Annotated in this window: 22 protein-coding genes; 1 reads left to right on the top strand and 21 read right to left on the bottom strand. The window is 64.7% G+C overall.

The window, feature by feature from the left end:
* Nucleotides 1-32: 32 nt before the first annotated feature.
* From KBC96_07610 to accD, 20 genes are all read right to left on the bottom strand, one after another.
* Complete coding sequence (locus KBC96_07610; GenBank protein ID MBP6964255.1) at nucleotides 33-806, bottom strand: DUF881 domain-containing protein; 774 nt, start codon at nucleotides 804-806, stop codon at nucleotides 33-35.
* 144 nt (nucleotides 807-950) lie between these two features.
* Nucleotides 951-1,739, bottom strand: a complete 789-nt coding sequence (locus KBC96_07615) for an FtsQ-type POTRA domain-containing protein (GenBank protein ID MBP6964256.1) — start codon at nucleotides 1,737-1,739, stop codon at nucleotides 951-953.
* Entirely contained in the window at nucleotides 1,736-2,755 is a 1,020-nt protein-coding gene (locus tag KBC96_07620) for a D-alanine--D-alanine ligase (GenBank protein MBP6964257.1), read from the bottom strand. Before KBC96_07620 ends, KBC96_07615 begins: the two co-directional genes overlap by 4 nt.
* Nucleotides 2,755-3,663 (bottom strand): UDP-N-acetylmuramate dehydrogenase, encoded by a 909-nt coding sequence (gene murB / locus KBC96_07625; GenBank protein MBP6964258.1) that lies wholly within the window; start codon nucleotides 3,661-3,663, stop codon nucleotides 2,755-2,757. The genes KBC96_07620 and murB overlap by 1 nt, the downstream gene beginning before the upstream one ends.
* Nucleotides 3,660-5,054, bottom strand: coding sequence for a UDP-N-acetylmuramate--L-alanine ligase (locus KBC96_07630; protein MBP6964259.1), 1,395 nt, complete (start codon nucleotides 5,052-5,054; stop codon nucleotides 3,660-3,662). The genes murB and KBC96_07630 overlap by 4 nt, the downstream gene beginning before the upstream one ends.
* A 37-nt stretch (nucleotides 5,055-5,091) precedes the next feature.
* Nucleotides 5,092-6,189 carry an undecaprenyldiphospho-muramoylpentapeptide beta-N-acetylglucosaminyltransferase gene (gene murG / locus KBC96_07635; protein ID MBP6964260.1) on the bottom strand — a complete coding sequence of 366 codons (1,098 nt, stop codon included), beginning with the start codon at nucleotides 6,187-6,189 and terminating at the stop codon, nucleotides 5,092-5,094.
* Nucleotides 6,134-7,303, bottom strand: a complete 1,170-nt coding sequence (gene ftsW, locus KBC96_07640; protein MBP6964261.1) for a putative lipid II flippase FtsW — start codon at nucleotides 7,301-7,303, stop codon at nucleotides 6,134-6,136. The genes murG and ftsW overlap by 56 nt, the downstream gene beginning before the upstream one ends.
* A 3-nt stretch (nucleotides 7,304-7,306) precedes the next feature.
* Entirely contained in the window at nucleotides 7,307-8,710 is a 1,404-nt protein-coding gene (gene murD, locus KBC96_07645; GenBank protein ID MBP6964262.1) for a UDP-N-acetylmuramoyl-L-alanine--D-glutamate ligase, read from the bottom strand.
* Nucleotides 8,701-9,675, bottom strand: coding sequence for a phospho-N-acetylmuramoyl-pentapeptide-transferase (locus tag KBC96_07650; protein MBP6964263.1), 975 nt, complete (start codon nucleotides 9,673-9,675; stop codon nucleotides 8,701-8,703). The genes murD and KBC96_07650 overlap by 10 nt, the downstream gene beginning before the upstream one ends.
* The gene (locus tag KBC96_07655; protein MBP6964264.1) at nucleotides 9,668-11,053 is read right to left on the bottom strand and encodes a UDP-N-acetylmuramoyl-tripeptide--D-alanyl-D-alanine ligase; all 1,386 of its coding nucleotides are present in this window, start codon (nucleotides 11,051-11,053) and stop codon (nucleotides 9,668-9,670) included. The genes KBC96_07650 and KBC96_07655 overlap by 8 nt, the downstream gene beginning before the upstream one ends.
* A 7-nt stretch (nucleotides 11,054-11,060) precedes the next feature.
* Nucleotides 11,061-12,536: a UDP-N-acetylmuramoyl-L-alanyl-D-glutamate--2,6-diaminopimelate ligase gene (locus KBC96_07660; protein MBP6964265.1), complete on the bottom strand. Its 1,476-nt coding sequence runs from the start codon at nucleotides 12,534-12,536 to the stop codon at nucleotides 11,061-11,063.
* Between the two features lie 93 nt (nucleotides 12,537-12,629).
* A complete protein-coding gene (locus tag KBC96_07665; protein ID MBP6964266.1) occupies nucleotides 12,630-14,444 on the bottom strand; it encodes a penicillin-binding protein 2 in 1,815 nt (604 codons plus the stop codon).
* Between the two features lie 82 nt (nucleotides 14,445-14,526).
* The gene (locus KBC96_07670) at nucleotides 14,527-14,910 is read right to left on the bottom strand and encodes a hypothetical protein (GenBank protein ID MBP6964267.1); all 384 of its coding nucleotides are present in this window, start codon (nucleotides 14,908-14,910) and stop codon (nucleotides 14,527-14,529) included.
* 48 nt (nucleotides 14,911-14,958) lie between these two features.
* Entirely contained in the window at nucleotides 14,959-15,930 is a 972-nt protein-coding gene (gene rsmH, locus KBC96_07675; GenBank protein ID MBP6964268.1) for a 16S rRNA (cytosine(1402)-N(4))-methyltransferase RsmH, read from the bottom strand.
* Between the two features lie 14 nt (nucleotides 15,931-15,944).
* Nucleotides 15,945-16,373 (bottom strand): division/cell wall cluster transcriptional repressor MraZ, encoded by a 429-nt coding sequence (gene mraZ, locus KBC96_07680; GenBank protein ID MBP6964269.1) that lies wholly within the window; start codon nucleotides 16,371-16,373, stop codon nucleotides 15,945-15,947.
* Nucleotides 16,374-16,588: 215 nt separating this feature from the next.
* Nucleotides 16,589-19,405: a beta-N-acetylhexosaminidase gene (locus KBC96_07685; GenBank protein ID MBP6964270.1), complete on the bottom strand. Its 2,817-nt coding sequence runs from the start codon at nucleotides 19,403-19,405 to the stop codon at nucleotides 16,589-16,591.
* 25 nt (nucleotides 19,406-19,430) lie between these two features.
* Nucleotides 19,431-19,661 carry a type II toxin-antitoxin system HicA family toxin gene (locus tag KBC96_07690; GenBank protein ID MBP6964271.1) on the bottom strand — a complete coding sequence of 77 codons (231 nt, stop codon included), beginning with the start codon at nucleotides 19,659-19,661 and terminating at the stop codon, nucleotides 19,431-19,433.
* Nucleotides 19,658-19,876, bottom strand: a complete 219-nt coding sequence (locus KBC96_07695) for a type II toxin-antitoxin system HicB family antitoxin (protein MBP6964272.1) — start codon at nucleotides 19,874-19,876, stop codon at nucleotides 19,658-19,660. Before KBC96_07695 ends, KBC96_07690 begins: the two co-directional genes overlap by 4 nt.
* Complete coding sequence (locus KBC96_07700) at nucleotides 19,873-20,883, bottom strand: acetyl-CoA carboxylase carboxyltransferase subunit alpha (GenBank protein ID MBP6964273.1); 1,011 nt, start codon at nucleotides 20,881-20,883, stop codon at nucleotides 19,873-19,875. Before KBC96_07700 ends, KBC96_07695 begins: the two co-directional genes overlap by 4 nt.
* Nucleotides 20,883-21,734: an acetyl-CoA carboxylase, carboxyltransferase subunit beta gene (accD, locus tag KBC96_07705; protein MBP6964274.1), complete on the bottom strand. Its 852-nt coding sequence runs from the start codon at nucleotides 21,732-21,734 to the stop codon at nucleotides 20,883-20,885. The genes KBC96_07700 and accD overlap by 1 nt, the downstream gene beginning before the upstream one ends.
* Before the next feature lie 141 nt (nucleotides 21,735-21,875).
* Between accD and KBC96_07710 the strand changes: the two genes are divergently transcribed.
* A complete protein-coding gene (locus KBC96_07710) occupies nucleotides 21,876-22,841 on the top strand; it encodes a dienelactone hydrolase family protein (protein ID MBP6964275.1) in 966 nt (321 codons plus the stop codon).
* 47 nt (nucleotides 22,842-22,888) lie between these two features.
* Here the strand turns inward: KBC96_07710 and KBC96_07715 are convergent, their stop codons facing one another.
* Nucleotides 22,889-26,968, bottom strand: coding sequence for a hypothetical protein (locus KBC96_07715; protein ID MBP6964276.1), 4,080 nt, complete (start codon nucleotides 26,966-26,968; stop codon nucleotides 22,889-22,891).
* Between the last annotated feature and the right edge of the window lie 18 nt (nucleotides 26,969-26,986).

A 26,986-nucleotide genomic window follows, 5' to 3' on the forward strand; every position in this document is an offset into this window, starting at 1 on the left:
TATCAGGGCGCCCGCCAGGGGCAGCAGCAGAATCACTTTTTGACCTCGACCTCCGGCTCGACAGGCTGGGCGTATTTGAACCTGGTGCTGCCGGAATAGGCCGGCACGACCAGTTCCTTTTTCCTGTATATCCTGACCATGTCCGACAGGTCGTCCACCCGCCACTGGTCCAGGATTCCGCCGCGCATCTTGAGGCCGCTCTCCAGATCGTCGGGCGGACCTATCGCCGTGATCGCGAACGGGGGCGCCATCGGGGCCCCATTGACCTGGATAGTGGGCCCGACGCATCGGATCGAGGTGGTCGCCACTATGCGCTGGTCGTTGACCGAGACGGCTTCCGCGCCGCTAGCGAGCAGCTCGTTCACGAAGTCCCGGATGTCGTAATCGTGTATGTTGTAGTCGTCCACGAACTCCGGGCCCGCATCGGCGGGGGGCCGCTTCTTGCTGTCCTGCAGGATGACCTGCACGCCCTCGCCCCTCGCCTCCAGCAGTCCGGCCTGGAACTTAGCGGTGCGCAGTTCGTCGCGCAGAAGGCCGCTCTGGGACCCGCCTTCGCCGAGGGCGTTCTCGTACTGGGTGATCTTGCCGCGGAGGTCTTCGATCTCGCGCTGAAGGGTCTGGTTGCGCTCCCGCTCGTTCGCCCACGACTGCGCCAGTATCGGCAGGCGGGTGCTGGGGATGCCCGACCCGGTCCTGATGGTCTGCTGGGTCTTCAGCGCCGCCGCGAGCAGCATGCCGAGCACGAGGCTGAGCATCGTGACATGCCATAACCATGAGCTTTTCTTGAGGCCGAAAGGCGCTATCATTACTGGACCAATCCCCGGTGGAGAACCGCGTCCGCCCCGCAGCCCGTCGGCTGAGGCCCGGTGAGTTGCGGCGGCGCGGAATCAAGAGAACCCGAATCGGGCCGCGCCGACGGCTCGAGTCGAGTCGTTGTCAACGGACCGCCTTCAGGACGGCGCGGAGCCCGAACTCCTGAGCTTGAGCGCGGGCGCTTCCGGGCAGGTCACGTCCACGTACTCGAGATTGGGGACGAGTTTGATCGTCTGCCCGGCTTTCTCGAGCTTGTCCTCGATCTGGCGCGGCTGCCCCAACTTGATCAGAAGCCCATCCCCCACATTTAAGCACAAATCATTGTTGCGGTCAACGGTTATTTTGCGGACGCGCATATCGCCCTGCCTGCGCGCCAATTGCAGGCAATTGACGGCTGTCTTGAACGCCGGTATCACGACCGGTTTGCCCGGAACTATCGGGCAAGGCGCCTCGCAGGAGACCACGGGCAGTTTCGGGTCCGGCCGCGCGACCTTGCGGAACGGGATGCCCCGGGCGTCCACCTCGTAAGCCCCTTCGGAAGTCTGCAGAACCAGGTACGCCCGCCGCTCCGTGATGCGGACGATCAGGATATCCGGCACCCGGCGGCTGACCGTGGCTTTCTCGACGATCGGGCTGGCCCGGAGGCGGCGAACTATCGTGTCCGTCTTGAAGAGCAGTATGTTGCTCTTCTCGGGCACCTTCGTGCAGTCGGCGACGAACGCCGCGGGCAGGACGCGGTTACCGTAGACGCGGACGTCGCTTATCTCGAAGACCGGCAATTTGAGGAGCGCGAGCGCCGCCTCTGCCGCCAGGAAGACGAGCAGGACGGAGAAGATGAGCCTGCGAAGGGTGACGAGCCGCCGCCTGCGCCGCCTCGGACGGGCCGGGGACCGCTCCGACATGGTTGTCCGTCTGCGAGAGGTCATGGCTTCTCCAGCGCATACCCGACAAGCCTGTCGAGAAGATCGGGGAACTCGATGCCGGCGGCCTGCGCGGCCTTCGGGAGCAGGCTCGTGGGCGTCATTCCGGGTATCGTGTTCACTTCGAGCATGCAGACGGCCGCGTCGGTCACGATCATATCGGCCCGGGACATGCCCCGGCAGCCGAGCATCAGGTGGGCGCGGCGAGCGTAGTCCTGCGCCAGCTCGTACTTGCCCGCCGGGATTCGCGCCGGCACGATCTTCTCCGTGGCGCCCGGGGTGTACTTGGCGTCATAGTCGTAGAAACCGCTCGCGGGCACTATCTCGACGAGCGGGAGGACCTCGGGTTCATCGTTGCCGAGAACGCCGGCGGTGATCTCGACGCCCCGGACCAACTGCTCGATCAGGATGTCGCGGTCGTATTCGGCGGCGAGCCGGACCGCGTGAATGAGCTCGCCGCGGTCGCGGGCGATCTCCATGCCGATCGTCGAGCCCTGCTCGTTCGGCTTCACTATCAGGGGGTAGCCGATCTCGCCTTCGCATCTGTCGGCGACCGCATCCAGGTCGTCGTTTCGCCTGGCGGCGACCGCCCTGGGCACGGGGATGCCTTCCACCTCGAATACCTTCCGCGCCATGATCTTGTTCATGGCCAGCGCGCTCGCCAGGACCCCGGAGCCGACATAGGGCAGACCGAGCAGTTCGAGCAGGCCCTGCACCGTGCCGTCCTCGCCGAACCTGCCGTGGAGCGCGATGAAGACCACGTCCGGCGCTCGTCGGCCGTTGCGGGTGACGATGCTGTCGAGCGCAACCAGCTCGACGATCCTCTCATCACCGGAGCCTTGCGCGGGCAGGGCGAGAGTCGCCGGCCCGAGGGACTCGGCGCCGATGCGGGCGCTGTCCACGGGATACGCGTCGTACCTAGCCGGATCGAGCCCGGCGAGAATCGCCTTGCCGGTCACCAGCGATATGTCCCGTTCCTCGGACTTGCCGCCCATGATCACGGCGACGTTGAGCTTGTCCATCACCACTCTCCGATTATCCGAACCTCCGGCTGCAGCTCCACTTCGAACCGCTCCCGGACGATGTCCTGCACTTTGATCATCAGCGCGCGGATGTCGGCCGCGCTCGCATCACCCACGTTGAAGAAGAAGTTCGCGTGAATCGCGGAGACCTCGGCCCCGCCGACCCGCAGGCCCTTCCCTCCAGCCTCTTCTATCATCTCTCCGGCGTATCCTCCCGGCGGATTCCTGAAGGTGGAGCCGGCGGTGCCGACCGCGCCCGGCTGGAGCTTTCGGCACGCGAGCAGTTCCTCGCACCGGCACCGGATGTCTTCCGCGGAGCCTTCGCAGAGACCGAAGACGGCCTCGGTGACGATCAGGCCCATCTCGTTCAGCCTGCTCTCCCGGTACCCTAGCCCGAGGTCGTCCGCCTCGACCCTCACCCGGTTTCCGGCCTGATCAACGGCCCGCACGAACCGGAGCGAGTTGGAGACGTAGCCGTAGCGCGTGCCCGCATTCATGAAGACCGCGCCGCCGACGGTTCCCGGAACGCCGGTGAGCCCCTCCAGGCCCGCCAGTCCCCGGGCGGTCGCGGCCTCGACCAGCGCGGGGAGCCTCGCCGCCGCGCCGGCGGTCACCACTGCGCCCTCGACGGAGATTCGGTCGAACCCGCGTCCGAGCTTGACCACCAGGCCTCGAACGCCCTTGTCCGAGACCAGAAGGTTGTACCCTCCGCCGATCAGCGTCAGCGGGATGCCGCCGGCGCGCGCCCACTCGACGAGCGCGCAGAGGCCGTCCTCGTCTTCAGGCAGGGCGAGCAGGTCGGCGGGTCCGCCGACGCGGAACGACGTGTAGGGCTTGAGCGGCTCATCGAACAGCACCCTGCCCTTGATGCGCGGAACGTCTTTGCCCTGATACCGCGGCGGGCTCACGGCGCCGCCTCGCGCTCGGCCAGGCGAACCACGAGTTCCTCGCCGACCGGCCTGATGTCGCCCGCGCCCATGACTATGACGAGGTCGCCTTCGCGCAGATTCGGAAGCAGCGACTCGGCGACGTCGGCCTTGTCGGGAACGAAAGAGACTTCCCTGCCGGGATGCCGCCGCCTGATCGAGTCCGCGATGAGGGAAGAACTGACCCCGGGGATCGGCTTCTCCCGGGCGAGATAGATCTCGGTGAGCACGACGGAGTCGGCGAGGCTCAGGCTCTCGGCGAACTCCCCGACGAAGGCCTGGGTGCGGGTGTACTGGTGCGGCTGAAAGACCGCGACGACCCTGCGGCCGAACGTCCGGGCGGCCTCCATCGTGGCGCGGACCTCGGTCGGGTGGTGCGCGTAGTCGTCCACGACGGTGATCCCGGCGGCTTCCCCGAGAACCTCGAACCGCCGCTCGGCGCCTCTGAACTCCGCGAGGGCGGCCAGCATCGTGTCGAAAGGAAGCCCAAGCTCACGCCCGACGGCGAGCGCCGCGAGCGCGTTCTGGATGTTGTGCCTGCCGGGAGTGTTGAGCGCAAGGCGGCCGACGTTCATGCCGGCGCACACCACCGCGCACGAAGGCCGGGGCGAGTTCCAGTCGGCGTCGTCGGCGCGGAGAAACGCCTCGGGGCTCAGCCCGTAGGTGACCGCGCGGCCGCCCACGGACGGCAGAAGCTCGCGGACGCACGGATCGTCAACGCACAGCACGGCGCATCCCGCCGGCTCCACCTGGGAGAGGAACTGCCTGAACGCCGCCATGACGCCGTCCAGCGATCCGTAGAACTCGAGGTGATCGGCCTCGATGTTTGTCACTACGGCGATCGTGGGGCGAAGCTGAAGGAACGAGCTGAAGGCCTCGCAGGCCTCGGTCAGAAAGACGTCGCTCTCCCCCACCCTGGCATTCCCGCCGAGACGGTCGAAATCGCCGCCCACCAGAACCGTGGGGTCCATGCCCCCCGCGATCAGAACGTCGGCCACCATGGAGGTGGTGGTAGTCTTGCCGTGCGTCCCGGCGACCGCTATGCCGCGAGTGCCCTCCATCAGCATTCCGAGGAGTTCGGCCCGGCCGATGACGGGCAGCCCCTTCTCCCGCGCGGCGACCAGCTCGGGGTTGTCCGGGGGAATCGCGGCCGTCGCCACGACGACCTCCGCGCCGCCGACGTTCGCCGCATCGTGTCCCTCGAACACACGCACGCCGCGGTCCTCCAGGCGGTCGGTGACGGGCGACTTCCTGATGTCCGAGCCGGAAACGCGGCCGCCCCTCTCGGCGAGGACGGCGGCCAACCCGCTCATGGACACGCCGCCGATCCCGATCATGTGTATGCGTTTGCTGGTCAGTGCATCATTCAGCATTGGATGCCGCAGCCCCGCCCCTGACAGGCGGGTCCCTTCATTTCGCGGTTATCAGTTCCACGGCGACCCGGACGACCTCGCGCGCCGCGTCGGGCCTTCCGAGTTTCCTCGAGGCTTCGGCCATCTCCGCAAGCTCATCCGGCGAGTTCAGGAACCGTTCGACGCAGTCGGCGAGCGCGTCGCCCGTGAGGTCCGAATCCTCGATGACTAGGGCGCCGCCCCGATCGGCGACGTAGTGCGCGTTGCGGCGCTGTTCGTCGGTGATGGCGAACGGGTACGGAACGAAGACCGCCGGCAGACCGACGATCGTCACCTCGCATACGGTTGACGCCCCCGACCGGCACACCACCATGTCCGCGGCGGCATAGGCGGCCGCCATGTCGTCCACATAGGAGTGGAGGTGGTAGCCGCTCCATTCGGCGGCCTTCTTGACGTTCAGCGCCTCGTGAAAGTTCTTCGTGCCGGCCTGATGAAACACCTGTATCGGCAGTTTCCTGAGCCGGGGCAGAGCGTCCGCGACCGCCCGGTTCAGGCTCCTGGCGCCCTGGCTGCCGCCGAAAACCAGCAGAGTGAAGCGGTCCGGGTTCAGCCTGAGCCGCTCGCGCGCCGACGCCCTGTCCGGCCTGTCGAGAATCTCGGGGCGGACGGGCAGCCCGGTGACGACCGACTTCCCCTCGGGGAAATGCGCGGCGGCCTGATCGAAGGACACGCATATCCTGGAGACGAACCGCGCGAGCATCGAGTTGGTGCGGCCCGGCACGACGTTCTGCTCGTGGATCAGGGTCTTGCCGCGCCTCATCGCCTGCGCCATCACGACGGCGGCGGCGACATATCCCCCGGTGCCGATCACAAGGTCGGGCTTGAACCTGCGCAGGGCAGCCGACGCCTCGAGGAAACCTCTGGCGAGAGAGGCGGCCGTCAGGAACGTCCCGAACGAGAGGGCGCGGCCCATCTTGCGGCTCGTGAGGCCGACGAAACGGATGCCGGCCTTCTCCGCCATGTCCTGCTCCATGCCCCCCCGGCTCCCGATGTACAACAGCTCGCACGCGGGGGATTCGGCGCGGATCGCGCGTCCGATGCTAACCGCGGGATAGGCGTGGCCGCCGGTTCCTCCGCCGGTAAGAACTATCTTCATCGTCTACACCATTCGGGAACTGGGATATTCCAAGCAGTATGCCGACGCACATGAGGTTCAGCACGAGCGACGACCCGCCGTAGCTGATGAAAGGCAGAGGCACCCCGGTGGCGGGCGCAAGAGACGTCACGACATACATATTTAACAGCGCCTGACCCGCGATGAGCCCGGTGATACCTACCGCCAGGAACTTCCCGAACTTGTCCTTCGTCCGGCGCGCAATCCGGAATCCCCGCACGGCGAACAGCATGAAGAGGCCGGCCACGATAAGCGTCCCGAGCAGTCCGGCTTCCTCTCCGAGCACGGCGAAGATGAAATCGGTGTGCTCTGCCGGGAGGTAGAATACCTTCTCGCGTCCGTCGCAGAAGCCGAGGCCGATCGGACCGCCCGAACCGATGGCGATCAGCGACCGGCAGACCTGATAGCCGCTCCCGTGATAGAACGCGAACGGGTTGAACCAGGCCTCTACCCTCTCCCAGCGATAGGGCTCCTTTATGATGAGGGCGACGCCCGCAACGAAGCCGGCGGTCAGTATCGCCGCCAGGTGTCTGGGCCTGGCTCCCGCCACGTAGATCAGCACCAGGGCCGTCGCGCAAGTCACTATGGCCGTACCCATGTCAGGCTCCAGCATTATCAGGACCGCGATGACACAGAGCGGCAGGAGAGCGGGCGCGATCCCCGACCAGAGATCCCGTATGTCGTACTTCCGGCTGGTGAGGAGCGTCGCCAGATAGAGCGCGAGGGCAAGCTTGGCAAACTCCGCCGGCTGGAAGCTGACCGGCCCGACGACGATCCATCGGCGCGCTCCGTTTGCCATGTGGCCGATGCTCGGTATCAGCACGGCGACCAGCCCGACGAACGAGATGATGAGCAGTCCCGACGCGAAGGGTTTCAGCCGCCAGAAGCGAACCCTCTGCATGACGAACATCGCCAGCAGGCCGACAGCCGCGAAAAGGGCCTGCCGCTTCACATAGTAGTAGCTGTCGCCGCCGGTGAACTGCGCCTGGCCCGCCCGGGCGTAGCTGGCGTCCATGACCATGACTACCCCGATAGACAGAAGCGCCACGGTGATGACGAAGAGCCAGATGTCGGGCGCGCGATTCTTCCGTTCCACGTTCTACACTCCCACTCGCTCGAGCAGAGAGGCCACGACCTCTTTGAAAACCTGCCCGCGGTGCTCGAAGTCATTGAACATATCGAAACTCGCGCATCCCGGGGACAGTACTATCGAGTCGCCCGGCTCCGCGTGTTCCCACGCCTGCTGGACCGCCTCCTGCATGGACTCGGCGCGGCTGAGGCGCTCGAATCCCGCGTCGCGCGCGGCCTTCTCGATCAGGGCGGCGTCCTTGCCGATCAGCACCACGTGCCGGGCGTAGGTGACGAATGCTTCGCCCAGCGGCCCGTAGTCCGCGCCCTTGTCCTTGCCGCCCGCTATCACGACGGCCGGCCTGCCGATCGCCTCCAGCGACCTGACGGCGGCCCGGACGTTGGTGCACATCGAGTTGTTGAGAAACTCGACGCCCCGAAGCACGGCAACCGGCTCCAGCCTGTGCTCCGGCGGCAGGATGGAGTCCACCGCTTCCTGGACGGCGTGGCGGCTCGCGCCGAAAGCGACGGCCGCCGCCGACGCCGCGAGGACGTTCTCCAGGTTGTGCTTTCCTCGAAGTTTCATGTTGGCGGTATCGCACACGAAAGACTCACCCTCGGCGGTGCGGATCCAGACCTCGGTCCCCCGGGCGAATGTACCCATGCCGACTTCGCGGGAGCCGCTGAAGAGCATCACGCGGCTCTTGATTCCCGGCGCGAACTGCATGACGACCGGGTCGTCGGCATTGAGAACCGCGTAGTCGGCCTTCTGCTGGAACTTGAACAGGCGAGCCTTGGTCGCGGCGTAAGTCCTTATGTCGGGATGGCGGTCGAGGTGATCCTCGGTCACGTTCAGAAGAACGGCGACCCTCGGGCGGAAGGAGGTCACCCACTCGAGCTGGAACGAGCTGATCTCGGCGACGATGACGTCGGAGGCGGACGCCCTGAAGGCGGCGCGCACCAGCGGGAGCCGGGTCTCGCCGGCGACGATGTTTCCCGCCACGTAGGTGTGCCTGCCGTCGGCCTTCATTATCTCGCCGATGAGCGCGGTGGTCGTGGTCTTGCCGTTGGTGCCGGTGATGGCGATGATCGGCGCGGGCGAGATGCGGTATGCCAGCTCGATCTCAGAGAGCACGGGGACCCCGTGATGCTTGGCGGTGATCAGGCCGGGGCAGGTTTCCGGCACGCCGGGACTGGTGATGACGACTTCGGCCGTGGAGATGCCCTCGTATGCTTCCGCCCCGACTTGCGCCCTGATGCCGAGTTCGTGCGCCGTCTTCATCGCGTCCCCGAGCGCTCCGGCGTCCTTCATATCGTGCATGGTAACGTGAGCGCCGAGGGCGGCGAGCACCTCGGCCGCGGCAAGCCCCGAGCGGGCCATTCCGATGATGTGCGTCCTCTTTCCGTAGAAATCCGTCTGTTTTTCTAGCGCCATAGGTTGAGCACCCCCACATAGTATAGCACGATCACCGCGAGCAGTCCCGCGACGATCCAGAACCTGACGACGATCTTCTGCTCCGCCCAGCCGGCCTTCTCGAAGTGATGATGAATCGGCGTCATGAGGAAGATGCGCTTGCCGGTGAGCTTGAACGAAGCGACCTGGAGCATCACCGAGACGCCCTCGACGACGAACACCAGCGCGAGCACCAGGTAGATCAGTTCCATCTTCGCCACGACGGCGACGCCCGAAGTCGCCGCTCCGAGGGCGAGCGAGCCGGTGTCGCCCATGAACACCTTCGCCGGGTTCGTGTTGTACCAGAGGAAGCCCAGGCACCCTCCGGCTATCGCCCACGAGAATGCCGCGAGGTCAACCGTGCCGGGAAGACATCCGAGTATCGCGCCGAGGGCGAGACAGAGAATCAGCGACATGCCGCCCACCAGGCCGTCCAGACCGTCCGCGAGGTTGAAGGCGTTCGACACCCACACCACGGCCAGGACCGCGAGAGGATAGTACGACCACCCCAGGTCCCAGAATGACTCCCTCCCAAGATGTAGTACGGTGGTGCCGCTTGTGCGGTTAGCGTAGACCCACCACATGAACAGGCCGGCGATGACAAACTGGCCGAGCAGCTTCTGCCTGGCCTTGAGGCCGAGGGACTTGCCCCGAACGGCGATAAGGAAGTCGTCGAGGAACCCGAGGAGCAGCATCCCGAGCGTAAGCAGGATCACCGCGGTCAGCTCGCCGTTGCCGGCCCGGACCGACGCGAGTCCGGCCGCCGCGCCGACGAGAATGATGAACCCGCCCATCGTGGGCGTCCCCTGCTTGGCGCGGTGGCGTTCCGGCACGTCTTCGCTTATGGTCTGGCGGACCTTCAGCCCGGCCAGCAGGCGTATGATCGCGGGCCCGAGGATCAGCGACGCGGCCGAACCGACCAGGAATGCGATTGCGGCTTTATTCATCGAGCAGCGCCCTCACAATCTGTTCCATCTTCATCGCCCGGGATCCCTTCACGAGGACGGCGTCGCCCTTCCTGACCAGCGAACCTATCTGAGACGCCGCCGCCGAGCTGTCCGGGTACCATGCCGCCTCGGCGTCGGGAAGCCCGGCATCCTTCGCCCCGGCGGCTATCTCCGCCGCGAGCGGGCCGACAGCCACCAGACTCACCACGCCGCTTCGGACCGCGGCGGCGCCGACGTCCCAGTGGGCTTTGGGGGCGTAGTCGCCGAGCTCCAGCATGTCGCCCAGCACCGCTATCGTGCGCTTGTAGCCGACCAGAGCCTGAAGCGTCTTGAGTGCCGCGATCATCGAGGAGGGGCTGGCGTTGTACGAATCGTTCAGCACGGTGAATCCGCGCCGCGACCTGGTCAACTCCATGCGCATCGAAGGCTGGGTGTAGCTCTCCAGCCCGTCCTTGATGGTCTCAAGCTCCACGCCCATCCCGACAGCCACCGCCGCGGCGGCGATCGCGTTGTAGACGTTGTAATAGCCGACGACGGGCAGGGAGACCCCTATCTCCCCCGCCTCCGCGCGGATGACGCACTCGCATCGGCCGTCGGACGCCTGAAGTATCCGGGAAGCGCACACGTCGGCATCGTCGCACGAACCGAAACTGAGGACCCGCCCGCCGAAGCGCTCGGTCATCAGGTTGAAGTATCCGTCCTCGGCGTTCAGCACCGCAAGCCCGTCCGGCGGGAGCTCCTGAAGCAGTTCCGCCTTGGCGTCGGCGATCGCTCCCTGAGAGCCGAGCCTCTCGATGTGGGAGAGGCCGACGTTCGTGATCAGGCCGACCTCCGGGCGGGCGATCTGGGCCAGGCGGCGGATCTCGCCGATGCCGCGCATCGCCATTTCGAGCACGACGACCTCGTGGCCGCGGTCGAGCTGGAACAGCGTCTGCGGCACGCCGATCTCGTTGTTGAAGTTCATCTCGTTCTTGAGCACCGACCACTTGCGCTGGAGGATCGCGCCGAGCATCTCCTTGGTAGTGGTCTTGCCGACACTGCCGGTGACACCGACGACCCGCACGTCGAACCTGGATCGGTAGAAGGCGGCAAGGTCGCCGAGCGCCCAGAGTGGGTCCTCGACCAGGATGACCGGCGCCCGGACATCCGCGGGGATCGCGGATTCGTCGGAGACGACCAGCGCGCCTGCCCCGGCCTCGAGCGCGCGGGAGACGTACAGGTGCCCGTCGGCGTTCTCGCCAACGAGCGCGAAGAAGACGTCCCCGGGAGCGAGGGTTCGCGTGTCCGTGCTGACGCCGGTGATCTCCGCGTCGGCATTTCCTCGGACCAGGCGGCCTTGCACGGCCTTCACGACTTCCGCCAGAGTCAGTTTCTCCAAGTCCCCGTCAAGCTTTCTTCTCGAGCAGTTCCCGGACCACTTCCCGATCGTCGAAGTGGATCGTCTCGTCCCTGAATATCTGATACGTTTCGTGGCCCTTGCCCGCAATGATGACGACGTCTCCCGCGGAGGCCGCGGCCAGCGCCCGACCGATCGCCTCGCGCCGATCAGGCACGACCTCCGCAGGCGCCGAAGCCCGCTCCATCCCCGCAAGAACTTCATCTATGATCGCCATCGGTTCCTCGGACCGCGGGTTGTCGGAGGTGACGACGCACATATCGGCGAGTTCCGAAGCGATCCGCCCCATGATCGGCCGCTTCGCTCGGTCCCTGTCACCTCCGCAGCCGAAAACGACGATCAGCCTGCCGTCTGCGATCTCCCTTGCGGCGCGTAGCACGTTCTCCAGGCCGTCAGGCGTGTGCGCGTAGTCAACGATCACGGCGAAGTCCTGCCCGCAGTCCACCGACTCGAACCGGCCGGCGACCGCCGGAACGGCCTCCAGGCCCTCCCTGATATCGTCGAGGCCGAGCCCCAGAACGACGCCGACCCCGACGGCGGCAAGGGAGTTGTAGACGTTGAAGAGACCTCCGAGACGCATCCGGACATCGCACTCCCCCAGGGAACACGACGCGCGGAACTCGACCCCGCGGGGAGTCGCATGAATCCCGGAGGCCCGAACGTCGGCGCCGCCTCGGACCCCGTACGTCAGCGACGTGCCGCGCGCCGCCTCGATCACCCTCGGGCCGTAGGGATCATCGGCGTTCACGACGGCGACGAACGGCTTGTCGGAGGCCTTCGGGTAATCGCGGAAGAACCGGAGTTTGGTCTCGAAGTACTCGTCGAGCGACTTGTGGAAATCGAGATGATCCTGGGTGAGGTTCGTGAAGACGCCGACGTCGAACTCGCAGCCGACGGTACGGCGCATGTAGACGGCGTGGGAGGAGACTTCCATCGCGGCGGCCTCGATGCCCCGCTCGACCATCTTCGAGAGGATCGCCTGCAGGTCAACCGATTCCGGCGTGGTCCTGTCCAGATCCACGGACGAGCCGTCAATACTGGCTCCGAGGGTGCCGATGACTCCCGCCCTGCGCCCGGCACGGCGGAGCATGCTCTCGACGAGGTAGGTCGTAGTCGTCTTGCCGTTGGTGCCGGTGATGCCGACCAGCTTCAACCGCCGGGACGGATGCCCGTAGAACTCCGCCGCGAGAGCCGAGAGCGCGTCGCGCGCGTCGGCGACGGAGAGAACGGGAATGCTCGTGCCCGCGGGAACTCGCGCCGGGGAGTCCACGATCAGCGCCGAGGCGCCCGACTCCACCGCCTGGCCGATGAACTCGTGGCCGTCGAATCTGCCGCCCCTGATGCAAACAAACAACGCGCCGGGGAGGACGCGTCGGGAGTCGTAGGCTATCGAGCTTATCTCGGGGTCGGCCGCCGCGGGAGAGGGGACCGGCGACAGCGACTGAACAAGTCGGCTGAGCAACATCGTTGAAACTCCGCACCGCCGACACGGGACGCGCGGCGGAACTCCTTCGACAAAGTATCATGCGCGCGGGAGGCGGTAGGGAGCGCCCGCGGATCACCCCCCGAGATTCGGTCGGCGCGGCTCGTTCTGCCCTTCTCCGGCACGCACCGAGGTTGCGCCGCCGCCCTGCCTGCCGGCGACCGAGGCGCCATGCTCGACGGCGTCCGGCGCGACCTTCATGTGCCACATCGCCATTCTGCCGATCTCCTTGAACACCGGGGCCGCGCAGACGGCGCCCCAGTGGATGCCCTTCGGCTCGTCCACCTCGACGAGGATGACGGCGCGCGGGTTGCTGGTCGGCAGGAAACCGACGAACGACGCGACGAACTTGTCCGGGCTGTATCTGCCGTTGACGACTTTCTGGGCGCTGCCGGTCTTGCCTCCGGTCTGGTAGCCGTCCACCACGGCGGGCTTTCCGGTCCCTCCGCCGCACACGCCGTGCAGCATCTCACCGACCTTGCGCGCCACGTCGGCCGAGATCACGCGCCTCACGACCTCCGGCTTGTACTCCCGGAACACCTTGCCGTCCGGGGCGATGATCTTGCTGACGACGTAGGGACGCATCATCACCCCGTCGTTGGCGACGGTGGAGTAGGCGTTGGCGAGTTGGAGGGGACTGACGACGATCCCCTGGCCGAAACCGATGTTGGCGAGCCGCACGTCCTCCCAGTTGGCCCATCCGCCGGGGTAGCCCGTCGTCTCGCCGAGCATGCCGGTGCCCGGCTTATCGAAGAAGCCGAACTTCTTCTCGTACTCCCAGAGCTTCTCCTTACCGACGCGGAAGGCGATGCCGGCGGCCGCCATGTTGCAGGAGTGCATCAGCATTTTGGAGACAGTACAGCGGCCGTGGCCGTGCATGAAAGGCGGATGGAGAGAGCAGCGGACCGTGCGGTTGCCGACGCGCATGCTGCCGGAACAGCCGAAGGTGTCGTCGCAGTCAATCGCCTGTGAATCGAGCGCGGCGCAGGCGGTGATCGTCTTGAGAGTCGAACCCGGTTCGTACAGATCGGTGACGGCGCGGTTGCGGCGATCGCCTGCCTTCGACTGCGCGACCTTGTTCGGATCGAAAGTCGGCATGTTGGCAAGCGCGAGGATGGCGCCCGTGCGCGGCTCGATCAGCACCGCCGACGCGCCCGCGGCCGAGTAACGATTGTAGGACTTGCTGAGTTCGGTTTCGAGCGAGTGCTGGAGCGTGGAGTCTACCGTGAGCACGAGGCTCATGCCGTCACGCGGCTCCACGCGCTCTCTGCGGGTGCCGGGGATGACCAGGCCTCGGGCGTCCACTTCCGCGACGACGTATCCGTCCTCGCCCGTGAGCAACTTATCGAATACCAGCTCGAGCCCTTCCTGGCCCTCGCCGTCAATATTCGTAAAGCCGATGATGTGCGAGGCCAGTTGGCCTCCCGGATACATGCGGGACATGATGGGCTTGGCGTGGACACCGTATATCTCGGCATCGTCTATCTTCCTGCCCACCTCGCTTCCGACCTTTCGCTCGAGAAAGACGAAATTCTTGTTGACGCTGATCCGCTCGAGCACCCTGGACCTGGGCCACCCGAGAATCTTCGCCAGCTTGTCGGCGGCGGCATTCCTGTCCTTGATCTGTGGGGGCCAGACCTCGATGTCGTAGAACCGGATGGTGATCGCCAGTGGGTTGCCGTTACAGTCGAGGATCGCTCCCCGGCGCGCCGGAAGAATGATCTTGCGGAGGCGGTAACGCTCGGCCATCCACCGGTAGTGGTCTGCCTGGATGACCTGCAGCTGGAAAAACCTGGCGCCCAGTACCACGTACATGAGCGCCAGTAAGCACAAGACCCCATTTGTGCGCCTGCGGATAAGCTTGCCGTCGGGTGCGCGACGAACTCTCATTGGTCCCGTCCTGATGTTCGTTGATCGGATCACATATTGCCGGGGAGCGCACCCGCTCCCCGCGCAACTTCGTAGAAGTCCGCTATTCCTGAGCGTTCTGCGCCAGGCTCGGCTGTACGTCCTGTTCCAGGTACACCATCCGGTCTCCGACGCTCATGCCGTTCTGGACCGCGAAGGCCGCGACTCTCTCCGGCTGGCGGAGGCCGGTCAGACCTACCTCGAGCCGCTCGTTCTCCACGTTCAGATCCCTGAGCTGAGCGAGGAGTTCGGCCTTGCGGTAGCCGTCCCGGGTGAACCTGGCGTATGCCCCGACATACATCGTGGCGCCGAAACAGATGACCGACGCCACCAGGAGGACGCGGACCATCTTGTTGCAGAAGAACCTGCCAAGCAGGCCGGGCTTCCCCTTCCCGGACGCCCTGGACGACGAAGTCTTCCTTGTCTCTCGCTTCTTCTGTGCCGACATTTCCCCTACCACCCTCTTGCCCTGAAGCCTTTGCGGCTTCGATGAATTCTAGACCGACCTGCCGGACTCCGTCCCGGGCAGGTCCTGCACCTTCCGCGCGGCTCTGAGCTTTGCGCTTCTCGCTCGCGGATTTGCGGCAACTTCGTCCGGCGACGCCGTGACCGGCCGCTTTGTAAGTACTTCGAGGACCCTTGTGGTCCCGCACGCACATACCGGGAGTCCCGGTGGGCAGACGCATCTGCCCGCAAATCTCAAGAAAGTGTCCTTGACAATCCTGTCTTCCAGGGAGTGCCAGGACAGCACTACCAGCCGCCCGCCCGGCGACATCAGCGCCACCGCGGCCTCGAGACCGGATCGAAGCGAATCCAGCTCGCGGTTCACGGCGACCCTGAGGGCCATGAACGTGCGCGTAGCGGGATGGATATCCTTCGGCCTCGCCGCTGAAGGCATCGCGGCCAGGATGACGCCCACCAGCTCGCCGGTGGTCTCGATCGCCTGCCGCGCGCGCCTGTCAACTATGAACCGCGCGATCCGCTTCGCCCAGCGCTCCTCGCCGTAGTCTCTGATGATCTCGGCGAGATGCTTCTCGGAATACGAGTTCACGACCTCGCGGGCGGTCAAGCGCTGCGCGCGGTCCATCCGCATGTCGAGAGGGGCGTCGTGCTGAAAACTGAATCCCCTCTCGGCCGAATCGAGCTGATGCGACGACGCGCCGACGTCGAGAACCAGGCCGTTGATTTCTTTGATATCAAGGTTCTGAGCGATTGCTGCCGCGTCCGCAAAATCGCCCCGTACGAGTGTGACGCTGTCGGAAAACCCTGCCAGCCGCTCGGATGCCGCAGCCAGCGCTTCACCATCGCGGTCTATCCCGATCAGGCGGCCGCCCGGCATGATGCGGCTTGCGATCTCGAATGCGTGTCCCGCGCCGCCGACCGTTCCGTCTACGACGGTCTGCCCGGTCTGCGGGTCCAGGTAGTGCAGTACTTCCGCGACCATGACCGGAACGTGGAACCGCTGCATATCAACCCGCCGTTCTAAGCGATGCCGACCTCTCTCGTGGACTCAGTGATGACCTCGTCGGTCATGGTGGCGGAGTATTCCTCCCAGTTCTGCTTGCTCCAGATCTCCACCCTGTTGATGGTGCCGACGATGACCACTTCCTTGTCAATGCCAACGAGTTCCCTGAGCGCCGGTGGTATGGCAACCCTGCCTTGCGCATCGGTGGTGACTTCGAAGGCGAAGCCCGAGAAGTATCTCTGGAGCCTGAGGTTTTCCTTGCTGGCGATCTCCATGCGGGTGAGGCGTGCCTCGATTTCCTTGAACTCGTCCTCCCTGAAGATCCAGAGGCAGGGGTCTACGCCCCTCGTGATGACGAAGTTCATGCCCAGCTCGAGCCGGAACTTCTGAGGGACTATGACGCGAAACTTGTCGTCGAGCGTGTGGATGTAGTGTCCGCGAAACATGTCAGGCCCCTGGAATTCTCCCCCACCCGGTCACCAGCGTCTTACCACCAAGCCCCATTTTAGTACCCGAGACACGGCATGTCAAGCGTTTTTTTGGGATGCGATCAAAAAACGTGGAAAAGTTTCGGGGCGCATGGAAAAGGGGCCGGACGAGAGATTTCGCGACACATCTCCCACCCGGCCCCTCATCTCAGGGGTTCGGACACGCTTCGACTCTACCGGATCAGTCCCGTCAGGGCGAACAGGACCGGGGCGCACTCCGTGCCTGCGGCGGACAGGTGAACGGAATCGATGGGCTTGTCCGGCATAGGGTTGCGCCAATCCACGACGCGGAGCACGATCCTGTCCCCTCCCGAGGTACGGCCCATCCACGCTGTCCGCGCCGACGGAGTCGCCGACGAGTCGTTCCACGCAACGATGTTCTCGCCGTAGACGAGATCCACGACCATCGCTTCGACATTTGAGTAGCGCACCATGATCCGGCCGATATGCTGGCCCTTCTCCGCGGCGAAGGCACCGGCAAGCAGGAAGGAGAGCGAGTCCGCCTTCCGGCCGATGGGCACTCGAATCGAATCAGGCCACGCGCCGGCGGGATTCATGTCGCCGGAGAGCATGACCGCGCCCTGGGGAATGTCGAACTCGATGCCGAGCAGGCGCTGACGACCGGTATTGACGGCGCGCAGATCGTGCTCCGGGCCGTATCCGAGCCAGGCGTCGTCGGTCTCGCCGCCCAGCGCCGCAGTCACGTAGGGCGACAGGTCAATGCTGAATCCATCGCGAGCGGCGTGGTCCGCCGGGTCTTGATTCCAGAGCCTGGTGAACTGATCGGCTGGAGTGTACGGCAGATCCTCGAGCCCGCGCCCGCCGGGACCCCATGCGAACTCGGCCGCCAGGATGTAGGCGTGGAACTGCTGGAACTGCTCGCCGAGGGTCTTCTCGCTGATGTGATAGCCCGCCCAGAGGGTCTGCATCAGTCCGAGCGCACCGTCCTTCTGGGCCGAGGCGCCGAAGTCCACGATGTTCTGCGGGACGTACCATGTCGAGGCGATGACGTCGTGGCCGAGATCCTGATACAGCCGCACGCTCGGGAAGTCGTCGGCCGCGCAGTAGTGCCAGTCGGTAACGATGACGTCCTTCGGCATTCCCTCGCGGATCCCTTTGGCGATCTCGGGGGTGGCCGCCCACCCCGCGTCGGGGGTCTCGGTCTTGTGCAGACCCATGTCGCCCCAGAGCATCACGCGGATGCCCTTCCGGGCAAAGTACTCGTGGAGCTTCGCGACGTCCTCGTTGAAGAGCTGCTGGACCGTCTTCTGCTTGCAGAGGTCGTCGTGAGGGAAGCTCCCCTTCATCGTCACTTCATCGTGGCCGATGTGGAACCACTTGGGCCGGAACAGCTCGACCGCCTCATCGTATATCCTGAAGATGTATTCATAGCTCTTCGGGTTGCTCGGGCAGTAGCCGTAGGCATGCTCCGGGTCCTCGGCGATGTCGAGGTTGGAGTTGTTCTTGAACATCCACTCGGAGTGGCCGAGCGACTGGACGAGAGGCGCGACCTCCATGTGGTGGAGCCGAGCGTAGTCAACGATCGCCTTGAGGTCCTTCTTGTCGGTGCTCCAGTCGAGCCAGATCCCGGGATCGCTCTCCCACTTCGTGTAATCCGCCTGGATCAGCAGGAAGTTGAGCTTGTTTCGAGCGAAGATTCGCCGGATCAGTTTCTGGAGGAACGGCTTCGACTCGTTTCCGATGAAGACGTGAGCGCCCCGGACCTTCATGCTCGGCCAGTCTGAGACGACCGCGCCCGTGACGGCCGCGCCTTCGACCGTCGGTTTCAGAAGCTGGATGAGCGTCTGCACCCCGTAGAACGTGCCGCGTACGTCGCGACCGGCCACCAGCACGAACGGCTTGGACGCCTTGAGGGCGTAGCCCTCCTCCTGCGCCGGCGCTTCGAGGCCGACGTCCCTGCACAGCCTGTCGAGCAGCGAGTTGCGGCCCGGCTCACCGACGGCAATGAATCCCCTGCCGGCGGCTGTCTGACCGGCGGACACGACCCTCAGCTCGATCCCGTATACCTCGCGGAGTTCCTCGTTCAGGCTCTCCGCGGCGAAACGATCGGCGTCGGTCGGCTCGTCGGGCAGCACGATGAGCGTTTCCGGGGTGACGGCGAAGTCGCCGCCGGTGAGGTCCATTGACTTCGGCTGGGGGACGACCCTGATCATCTCGTCCATCGGGAGCTTCGCATCCTTCACATCGCTGATCCGCACCGACTCGGGCCGGATCTCGGGTGCGGGCTTCACGTCTTCGCGCGGCGAGAACTTGAGCCTGGCGGTGACGCGGTGGTCTCCCTGCGATATCGGCCGGGCGGGCACGCCGATGCCGCACCAGAAGATCGGGGCTTCCCTGGCCCACGGCTGGTGATCGCGGCGGGCGTCGAAGATCACGAGGTCACTGCTGTCACCGGTGATCGTCAGTTCCATCGGGCCGAGGCGCGAGTCTATCCTGAGGCGATGGAACGGCGGAACGAGCATGGACTCCCGCTGGTCGGACGACGCGGCGGCGTAGGGGACCGTGCCGGACTTGCGGCCCTCGACGGTGTCGGCCTCGAAGGCGCAGTCGGCGATCATCGGCGCGCTGAAGTAGCCCAGGCAGTACTCGATCTCCGCCGGTTCGTCCGTGAGAAGGCGGTATCTCAGGTCTATCGTCGCCTCGTCCGAGTCGAGCAGGGTGACTTCGTACGTCGCGGCGAAGACGTCGTTCCGCATCGCGACCTTGATCAGCTTGCCTCCGGGGACGTCCTCGGAGGTGACCGCATGTTCCTCGAGGTGGTGCCCGAAGAGCAGCTTCGTCCAGCCGGGACTGACGACGTAGAGCGACGACTTGCGGATGACGGAGACGCCTTTGTACTTCAGGTTCACTCCGCTCCTGGAATAACTGAAATCGAAGTTGTTCATGGTGTAGGTCTTCGGCGTCTGTCCGAGCGCGGCAGCGGCCGGAAGCGCGCAGAGAAGCAGGACGGCGGCAATGGTGTTTCGCATGGCGTTGATGACTTTCGTGATACTACTATCTGACGACTAGTCGCTGAAGCTCCTCCGGGGACATGTCAACCTCGCGGAGGATTTCACGAATCAGGGGACGAGCCAGTTCCCTCCCGGCGTGATGCGGAACGGCGGTCGTCCGACCATCGGGATGGCGGTAGAAGACATGACTTCCGCGCCGCCGCACCGCCTCGAACCCGATCCCCAGCAGCACCTTCTCCAGCGCCCTGGCGGTCAGCGCGGGAAACCGTGTCATGCAGCGACCTCGATCTGCTGCAGTCCGACGAGCTTCGGCAGATCGTCCGGGGCGCCGTGATATTCCTCCAGGCACAACTCCAGAACCTCGCGCAAGTTGTCGCGGAGTTCGTCGAGGGTCTCGCCCTGAGTGTGCGCTCCAGGTATGCCCGGAACTACGCCGACATACAGCTTGCTGACGGGATCGTATTCGACATAGGCCGTAAAGGTCCTCATCCCGGCACCTCCTCCACCGACTCGTCCTCCGAGGGGGGCTCGACAGCGTAGACGCCCATGTCGCGGAACCTCGCGTACCGCTGCTCGGCCAGTTCCTGCGGGCTCATGTTCTCGAGATCAGCCAGGTGTCTGACCACGGCATCCCTGACCGCGGCCGCGGCCTGCTCGCCGTTTCGGTGAGCGCCTCCCAGAGGTTCCGGTATGACCTCGTCGATGACGCCGAGTTCGAGGTTCCGCTGGGCCGTGATGTTGAGGGCATCGGCGGCTTCCGGAGCGCGCGCCGGATTCCGGTCGAACTCGGAGAGGATCGCGGCGCATCCCTCGGGCGGGATCACGGAGTAGATGGCATGTTCCTGCATCAGCACGCGGTTGGCCACACCGACCCCAAGCGCTCCGCCGCTTCCGCCTTCGCCGATGACGACCGCGATGACCGGAACCTCGAGGAGAGCCATCTCCATCATGCTGCGCGCTATGGCCTCGCTTATGCCGCGCTCCTCGGCCCCGATACTGCAGTCGGCGGCCGGCGTGTCCACGAACACGACGATTGGACGCCCGAACTTCTCGGCCATCTTCATCAACCGCACAGCCTTGCGGAAACCCTCCGGCTTCAGGCTGCCGAAGTTGCGGAGCTGACGCTCCTTGATGTCGCGCCCCTTCTGCTGGCCGATCACCATCACCGGCTTGCCGTCGAGGAATCCGACACCGCCGACGACGGCCTTGTCATCGGCGAACAGCCTGTCGCCGTGAAGCTCAACGAAGTCGTCGAAGATCACGCGGATATAGTCGAGCGAGTAAGGGCGATTCGGGTGGCGGGCCATGAGCGTCTTGTCCCACGGCGAGAGGTTGCTGAAGATCTGCCGTGCGAGACGGTCGCGGTTCTCCTCGAGGGCGCTGATCTCGTCAGCCCGGTCAATGCCCTCCGCCTCGGAGACGCTCCTCAGTTCGTCAATCGCCGCATCGAGTTCGGCGAGAGGCTTCTCGAAATCCAGAACGTTGGTGATGGGCATCAGTTCCTACCTCCGAACGCAAGCAGTTCCGTCAGCGTATCGCGGATCTCGCGGCGCGGGATCACCATGTCCACCATGCCGCGATCGAGTTGCCACTCCGCGAGCCGGTATCCGGGGGGCTCTTTGGTGACCTGGGCCTGGGCGGCGACCCTCTGACCGGCAAGACCGATCAGCGCGCCCGGCTCGGCAATAATTACATCGGCAAGCATTGCGAAACTGGCGTGAACGCCGGCCATCGTGGGGTCGGCGAATACGGCGACATACATGAGCCCGGCCTCGTTGAACCTGGCGACGGCGGCGCTCGTCTTCGCCATCTGCATGAGGGAGAGTATGCCCTCCTGCATTCGGGCGCCCCCTGATGTGTGGACGACCACGACGGGTGTCTTCCGCTCGATGCCGCGCTCGAACAGGCGGGCGATCTTCTCACCGTAGACACAGCCCATGCTCCCAGCGAGGAACGCGAAGTCGGCCACGCCGATCCCGACGGGATGGCCGCCGATTGCCGCGTCGCCGGTCACCATGCCGTCGTTGATGCCGCAAGCGGCCTGAAGTCTCTCCATCTTGGCATCGTACTGGGGGAAGTTGAGCGAGTTCACCGTGATCAGGTCGGCGTCGGTTTCGACGAAGCTGCCCTCGTCAACGGTAATTGCGAGGCGGTGGGCGGCGCGCAGCTTGAGATGATGGTTGCACTTGTTGCAGACCATGAGATTCTTCTCCAACTCCTTGCTGAAGAGGATCTCGGCGCACTTGGGGCACTTAGTCCACAAGCCGTCCGGCAGTGCGTCCAGTTTCTTTCTGGCGGCTTTTCCGGCAGCCTTCGATTTCCGGCGGAACCAACCGTCAGGGGCCAATTTGTCTCACCTCGGTTCTTCGTAATCGGTCCAAACAGCGCGAACAGGATAGCGGATTCGGGTGGAAAAAGCAAGGGCGAGGAAACCGTGGACGGGAAGCGATACGTATGCTATACTGCATTGGATGGAGGCGTTGCCGATATGCCATCGAACTATCCTTCACTGAACTCGCTGCTTCAACAGGCGGAAGACCTGGTCGTGTCCCGAAAGCATCTGCCGACCGATCCGGACGCGTTGCAGATTCGGCGCGCCTGGCTGCGTCATCATCTCACCAAGGCGCTGGGATACATTCCCCCGCACGAAGCGCCGCTCGCCGCCCGCACGGAGTCCAAGAGCGTCCCGGCGGAAGGGCTCATCGAGGAGGCCGTCGCCTTCGACCGGGAGACAGGCGGCCCGATGCGCGGAGTCTTGACCCGACCCGCCGAAACGCCCGATCCGCTGCCGGCAGTCATCCTCCTGCACGGGTGGGACCTCGACAAGACGGGGGTGAACTCGACCGCGACCAGTCTCGCCCGAGCCGGGTACGTCGTTCTGAGGCCGGGGAACCAGTGCGTCAGCGGATCGCACGGCTGCGTTGACGGCGAGTCCTGCGAGCATCTGGGCATGACCTACATGGGACTGACGACCTATGAGAACATGCGGGGGTTGGACTACCTTTGCTCGCGGGAGGACGTGGATGCCGATCGGGTTGCGGCGGTGGGGATGTGCTGGAGCGGCGTTCAGTGCTACGTGCTGGCGGCGCTCGACGAGAGGGTGAAGGCGGCGTGCGCGATCTGCGGGATCGCGCCCCAGGGCACTCTGCCGACGGACTTCGCTTTCGCGCAGGGGCACATGTGCATCGGGTCGTTCCTGCCGGGATTCCTGGAAGAGGCGGGGATACAGGACCTGATGGCGCTGATCGCACCCCGGCCACTGCTGGTGCAGAACAACGTGACCGAGGAGTGGTACCCGGTGCTGGGATTCCGGAGCGCGAAGGCGGAGACGAAGATGGTCTACCGCACGATGGGCCACCCCGAGCGGTTCGACGCGCGCGTGGAGACCTCCTCACGCGACCTGACGCCTCAGTTCATCGAGAACGCGGTGGAGTGGCTGGACAGGCACCTCTAGCGTAACGTAGAGATGTCGGCCCATTCGTGCGTTGACTGGGAAACACCCTACAGCACCTTGGTCACGCGCGACGCGTTCAGCACACGCGGACTGACGCTGAGCGACCAGATGCCGCGTGCGGTCGCGTAGTCTCCCGTCTGCAGTCCGTGAGCGGCATACGAGACCCGGACCGGCACGGCCCAGCCGTCATAGAGTTCGAAGGTGTCCGCGTCTATCCGGGTGACCAGGCCGACGGCGCGGAACAGATAAGTGCTGGCCGATCCGGTCAGAACGTACGTCCCCAGATCCCGACCCGTGATTCCAAGCACTCTCGCCGTTCTGTAGTTGCGAGTGGAGTTGGTAGTGGTGTTGCCCGCCGCATCGCCGGCGATTATCGTCACGAAGTGCCGTCCGAGAGCAGGATCGGCAGGCATATCGCCGCTCCAGACGCTCCCGCCGGTGTTCGTCAGCGCGGTGCCGTTCGCGGTGACTCCGTTGACCCCTACGTTGTCCGTAACGTTTGTAGAGATAAATACGGTGTCTGTCGCCGCGACCATCAGCGGACTGATGGAAACCGAGTTGATCACGGGCACGGAAGTGTCCATGATCGTGAAACCGTTCACCAACGTGCCCGAAAGGCCGTTCTGGTTAGTGACCGCCACGTTCCATTGCCCAGGTGTCTTGCCGATCAGGTTGAATGTGCAGGTGATCTTCGTGGGACTGACGACCGTTACCCCGGCTGCATTGATGTCGCTCTTGCCGACTCTGGTGAGTTTCACAGTCGCGCCGGGCTCAAACTCGGTGCCGGAGAGGTTGGTGATGGCGACGCTGCCCGTGCAGGGGCCGGACGCCGGGGTGATCCCGGTGATGAACGGCCACGGTATCGCAGTGACCGTGAAGCCGTCCGTCAACGTTCCCGATTGTCCGTCGAGGTTAGTGACTACCATATCCCACAGACCACCCGCCTTGCGCGCCAAGTCGAATGTGCAGACGATCTTCGTGGGACTGACGACGGTTACTCCATCGGCAACTACGTCGCTCTCTCCGGCTCTGGTAAGTTTAACCGTCGCCCCTGGATAAAATCCCGCGCCGACAAGATCAGTGATAGTAACCTTCCCCAGATTCTCTCCTGATGCCGGAGTGGTCCCGGTGACAGTCGGAGCCGCCGCTTGAGTGACGGTGAATCCGTCGGGCACGAAAGCCGACTGCCCGTCACCGTTCATCACTGACAAACTCCACTGACCTGGTGTCCTGCCGGTCAAATCGAACGCGCAGGTGATCTTCGTGGGGCTGACGACGGTCACTCCGGAAGCAGTAATGTCGCTTTCGCCGCTTCTGGTGAGCTTGACGGTCGCCACCGGATAGAACCCCGTGCCTGCAAGATCCGTGATGGTGACCTTCCCCAGATTCTCTCCTGACGCCGGGGTGATCCCCGTGACGGTCGGGGCCGCCGCTTGAGTGACCGTGAACCCGTCCGTCAGAGTACTCGACAGGCCGTTCGGGTTCGTGACGACCACGCTCCACGGCCCCACCGCCCTGCCAGTCAGGTCGAACGCGCAGGTGATCTTCGTTGAGCCGATGACACTCACTCCGGCAGCAATGATGTCGCTTTCCCCGGTTCTGGACAGCTTTGCAGCCGCACCGGGATAGAATCCGGTGCCTGCAAGATCCGTGACGGTAACCGTCCCCAGATTCTCTCCTGATGCCGGGGTTATTCCGGTGACAGTCGGAGCCGCCGCTTGGGTGATCGTGAATCCGTCGGGCAGGACAGCCGACTGCCCGTCACCGTTCCTGACTGACACGTTCCACGGGCCTGGCGTCCTGCCCGTCAAATCGAACGTACAAGTGATCTTCGTTGAGCCGATGACGCTCACTCCGGTGGCAATGATGTCGCCTTCCCCGGTTCTGGACAGCTTTGCAGTCGCACCGGGATAGAATCCGGTGCCTGCAAGATCCGTGACGGTAACGGTCCCCAGATCCTCTCCAGATGCCGGGGCGATTCCGGTGACAGTCGGAGCCGGCACCGCGAAGATGGTGAAGGCGTCGTCGAGTTCAGCCGACTGCCCATCCAGGTTCGTGACGATCACGGTCCACTGACCGGGTGCCTTCGCTGCGAGGTCAAATCTGCATACGATGTCCGTGGGGCTGACGACGGTCACTCCATCAGCGACTATGTCGCTCTCCCCGGCTCTGGTGAGCTTGACGGTCACCCCTGGATAGAATCCTGTACCCGCAATGCTCGCGACACCGAAGGTCGTGACGTTCGGACCGCTGTCGGGTGCGATGGTGCTGATAGTGGGCGGCGGGAACTCCCCGCCCAGCAGTAGCACCTCAAGCCCGGCATACCCGTCCGCCACATACACGTAGTTGCCCGAGACCGCCACGCCAAAGGCGGACCCGCTCGTGTCGTATCCGCCGACTCTGACAGGGGACGCCGGGTTCGAGATGTCTATCACATGCAGGCCGGCAGAACCGTCCGCCACGTAGGCGTAGTTCCCCGAGACCACCAGGCCTTCCCCAGACCCGCTCGTATTGCATCCGCCGACTCTGACAGGAGACGCCGGGTTGGAGACGTCTATCACCTGCAGGCCAGCAAAGTGGTCCCCAACAACGTAAGCATAGTTCCCCGAGACGACAACGTCGTTCGCAGACGCGCTCGTGTGACCGACGATGGTGGGAGACGCCGGATTGGACACGTCTATCACCTGCAGGCCAGCATAGTCGTTCGAAACGTAAGCATAGATCCCCGAGACGGCAACGTCGTTCGCAGACCCGCTCGTAAAGCAGGTGCCCACGATGGTGGGTGACGCCGGACTGGACACGTCTATCACATGCAGGCCGGCAGAACCGTCCGCCACGTAGGCGTAGTCCCCCGACACCGCTACACCTAAGGCACTCCGGGTCGTGCGGCACAGACCGACCCAGGTCGGAGACGCCGGGTCCGCAACGTCTATCACCTGCAGACCCCACCCATGTGCCACGTATGCATAGTTCCCCGATACCGTCACATCTGAGGCCTCGTCGTCAAAACACCAGCGGCCCACGAGACTCGGAGACACCGGGTTCGCAGCGTCTATCACCTGCAGGCCTCCGTGGCAAGTGTCCGCCACGTAGGCGTGGTTTCCCGACATAGCCACCCCGGAGGCGGACCCGCCGGTGTCGTAGCCTCCGACTAGCGCCGGAGAAGCGGGGTCCGCAACGTCTATCACCTTCAGACCATCGCAGACGTCCGCCACATAGGCGTAGCTTCCCGATATGGTCACACCGAAGGCGGAACCGCTTGTGTCGTAAGCTCCGACTTGGGTCGGAGAAGCCGGGTTCGTAACGTCTATCACCTGCAGGCCGGCCCACCCGCCCACCAAGTAGGCGTAATTCCCCGATACCGCCACGCCCGAGGCATACCCGATCGTGTCGCAAACGCCGACTCGGATCGGAGAGGCAGGGTTGTAGACGTTAATCACCTGCAGGCCGGCCCCTGCGTCCGCCACGTACGCGTAGTTCCCCGAGACCACCACGCCTTGAGCATAGCCGCCGGTGCTGCAGGCGCTGACCAGGGTCGGGGACAGGGGATTCGAGATGTCTACTACCAGCAGGCCAGCATCATCATCCGCCACGTAGGCGTAGTTCCCCGAGACCACGACACCTTGAGGATCTCCGCTCGTGTAGAGCTTGCAGACCCTGATCGGAGACGCTGGATTCGAGATATCTACTACCTGCAGTTCACCAAAATCCCAATACAAGGTATCGCACGCGACGTAAGCGTAGTTCCCCGACACCGCCACATCCAAAGCAGACCCGGTCGTGTCGCAAACGCCGACGAGACTCGGAGACTCCGAGGCCGAGACGTCTACCACCTGCAGCCGGGTGCCCGCCGCCACGTAAGCGTAGTCACCGGACAGGGCTACGTCTCGCACGACACCAGACAGCACCTCGGTCTTACCGATTTCGACCGGCGTGTAGGGTTCAGAGATATCCAGAACAACCAGGCGCGGGCCTATGCCTATGTACGCGCGATTGCCGGAGACTGCGACCGCACTGCACGTGCCGCCGCTCTGTCCGACGAGTTCCACTGGGATATCAGCCAGAGCCGGCGTCAACGAGAGCAAGAGCATTACCGACACGAGCGTGAAACGAAGCGATGACCTCATCCTGCGTACCTCCGGCCT

It is taken from the genome of Armatimonadota bacterium, from assembly GCA_017993055.1.
Lineage (GTDB): Bacteria > Armatimonadota > UBA5829 > DTJY01 > DTJY01 > JAGONM01.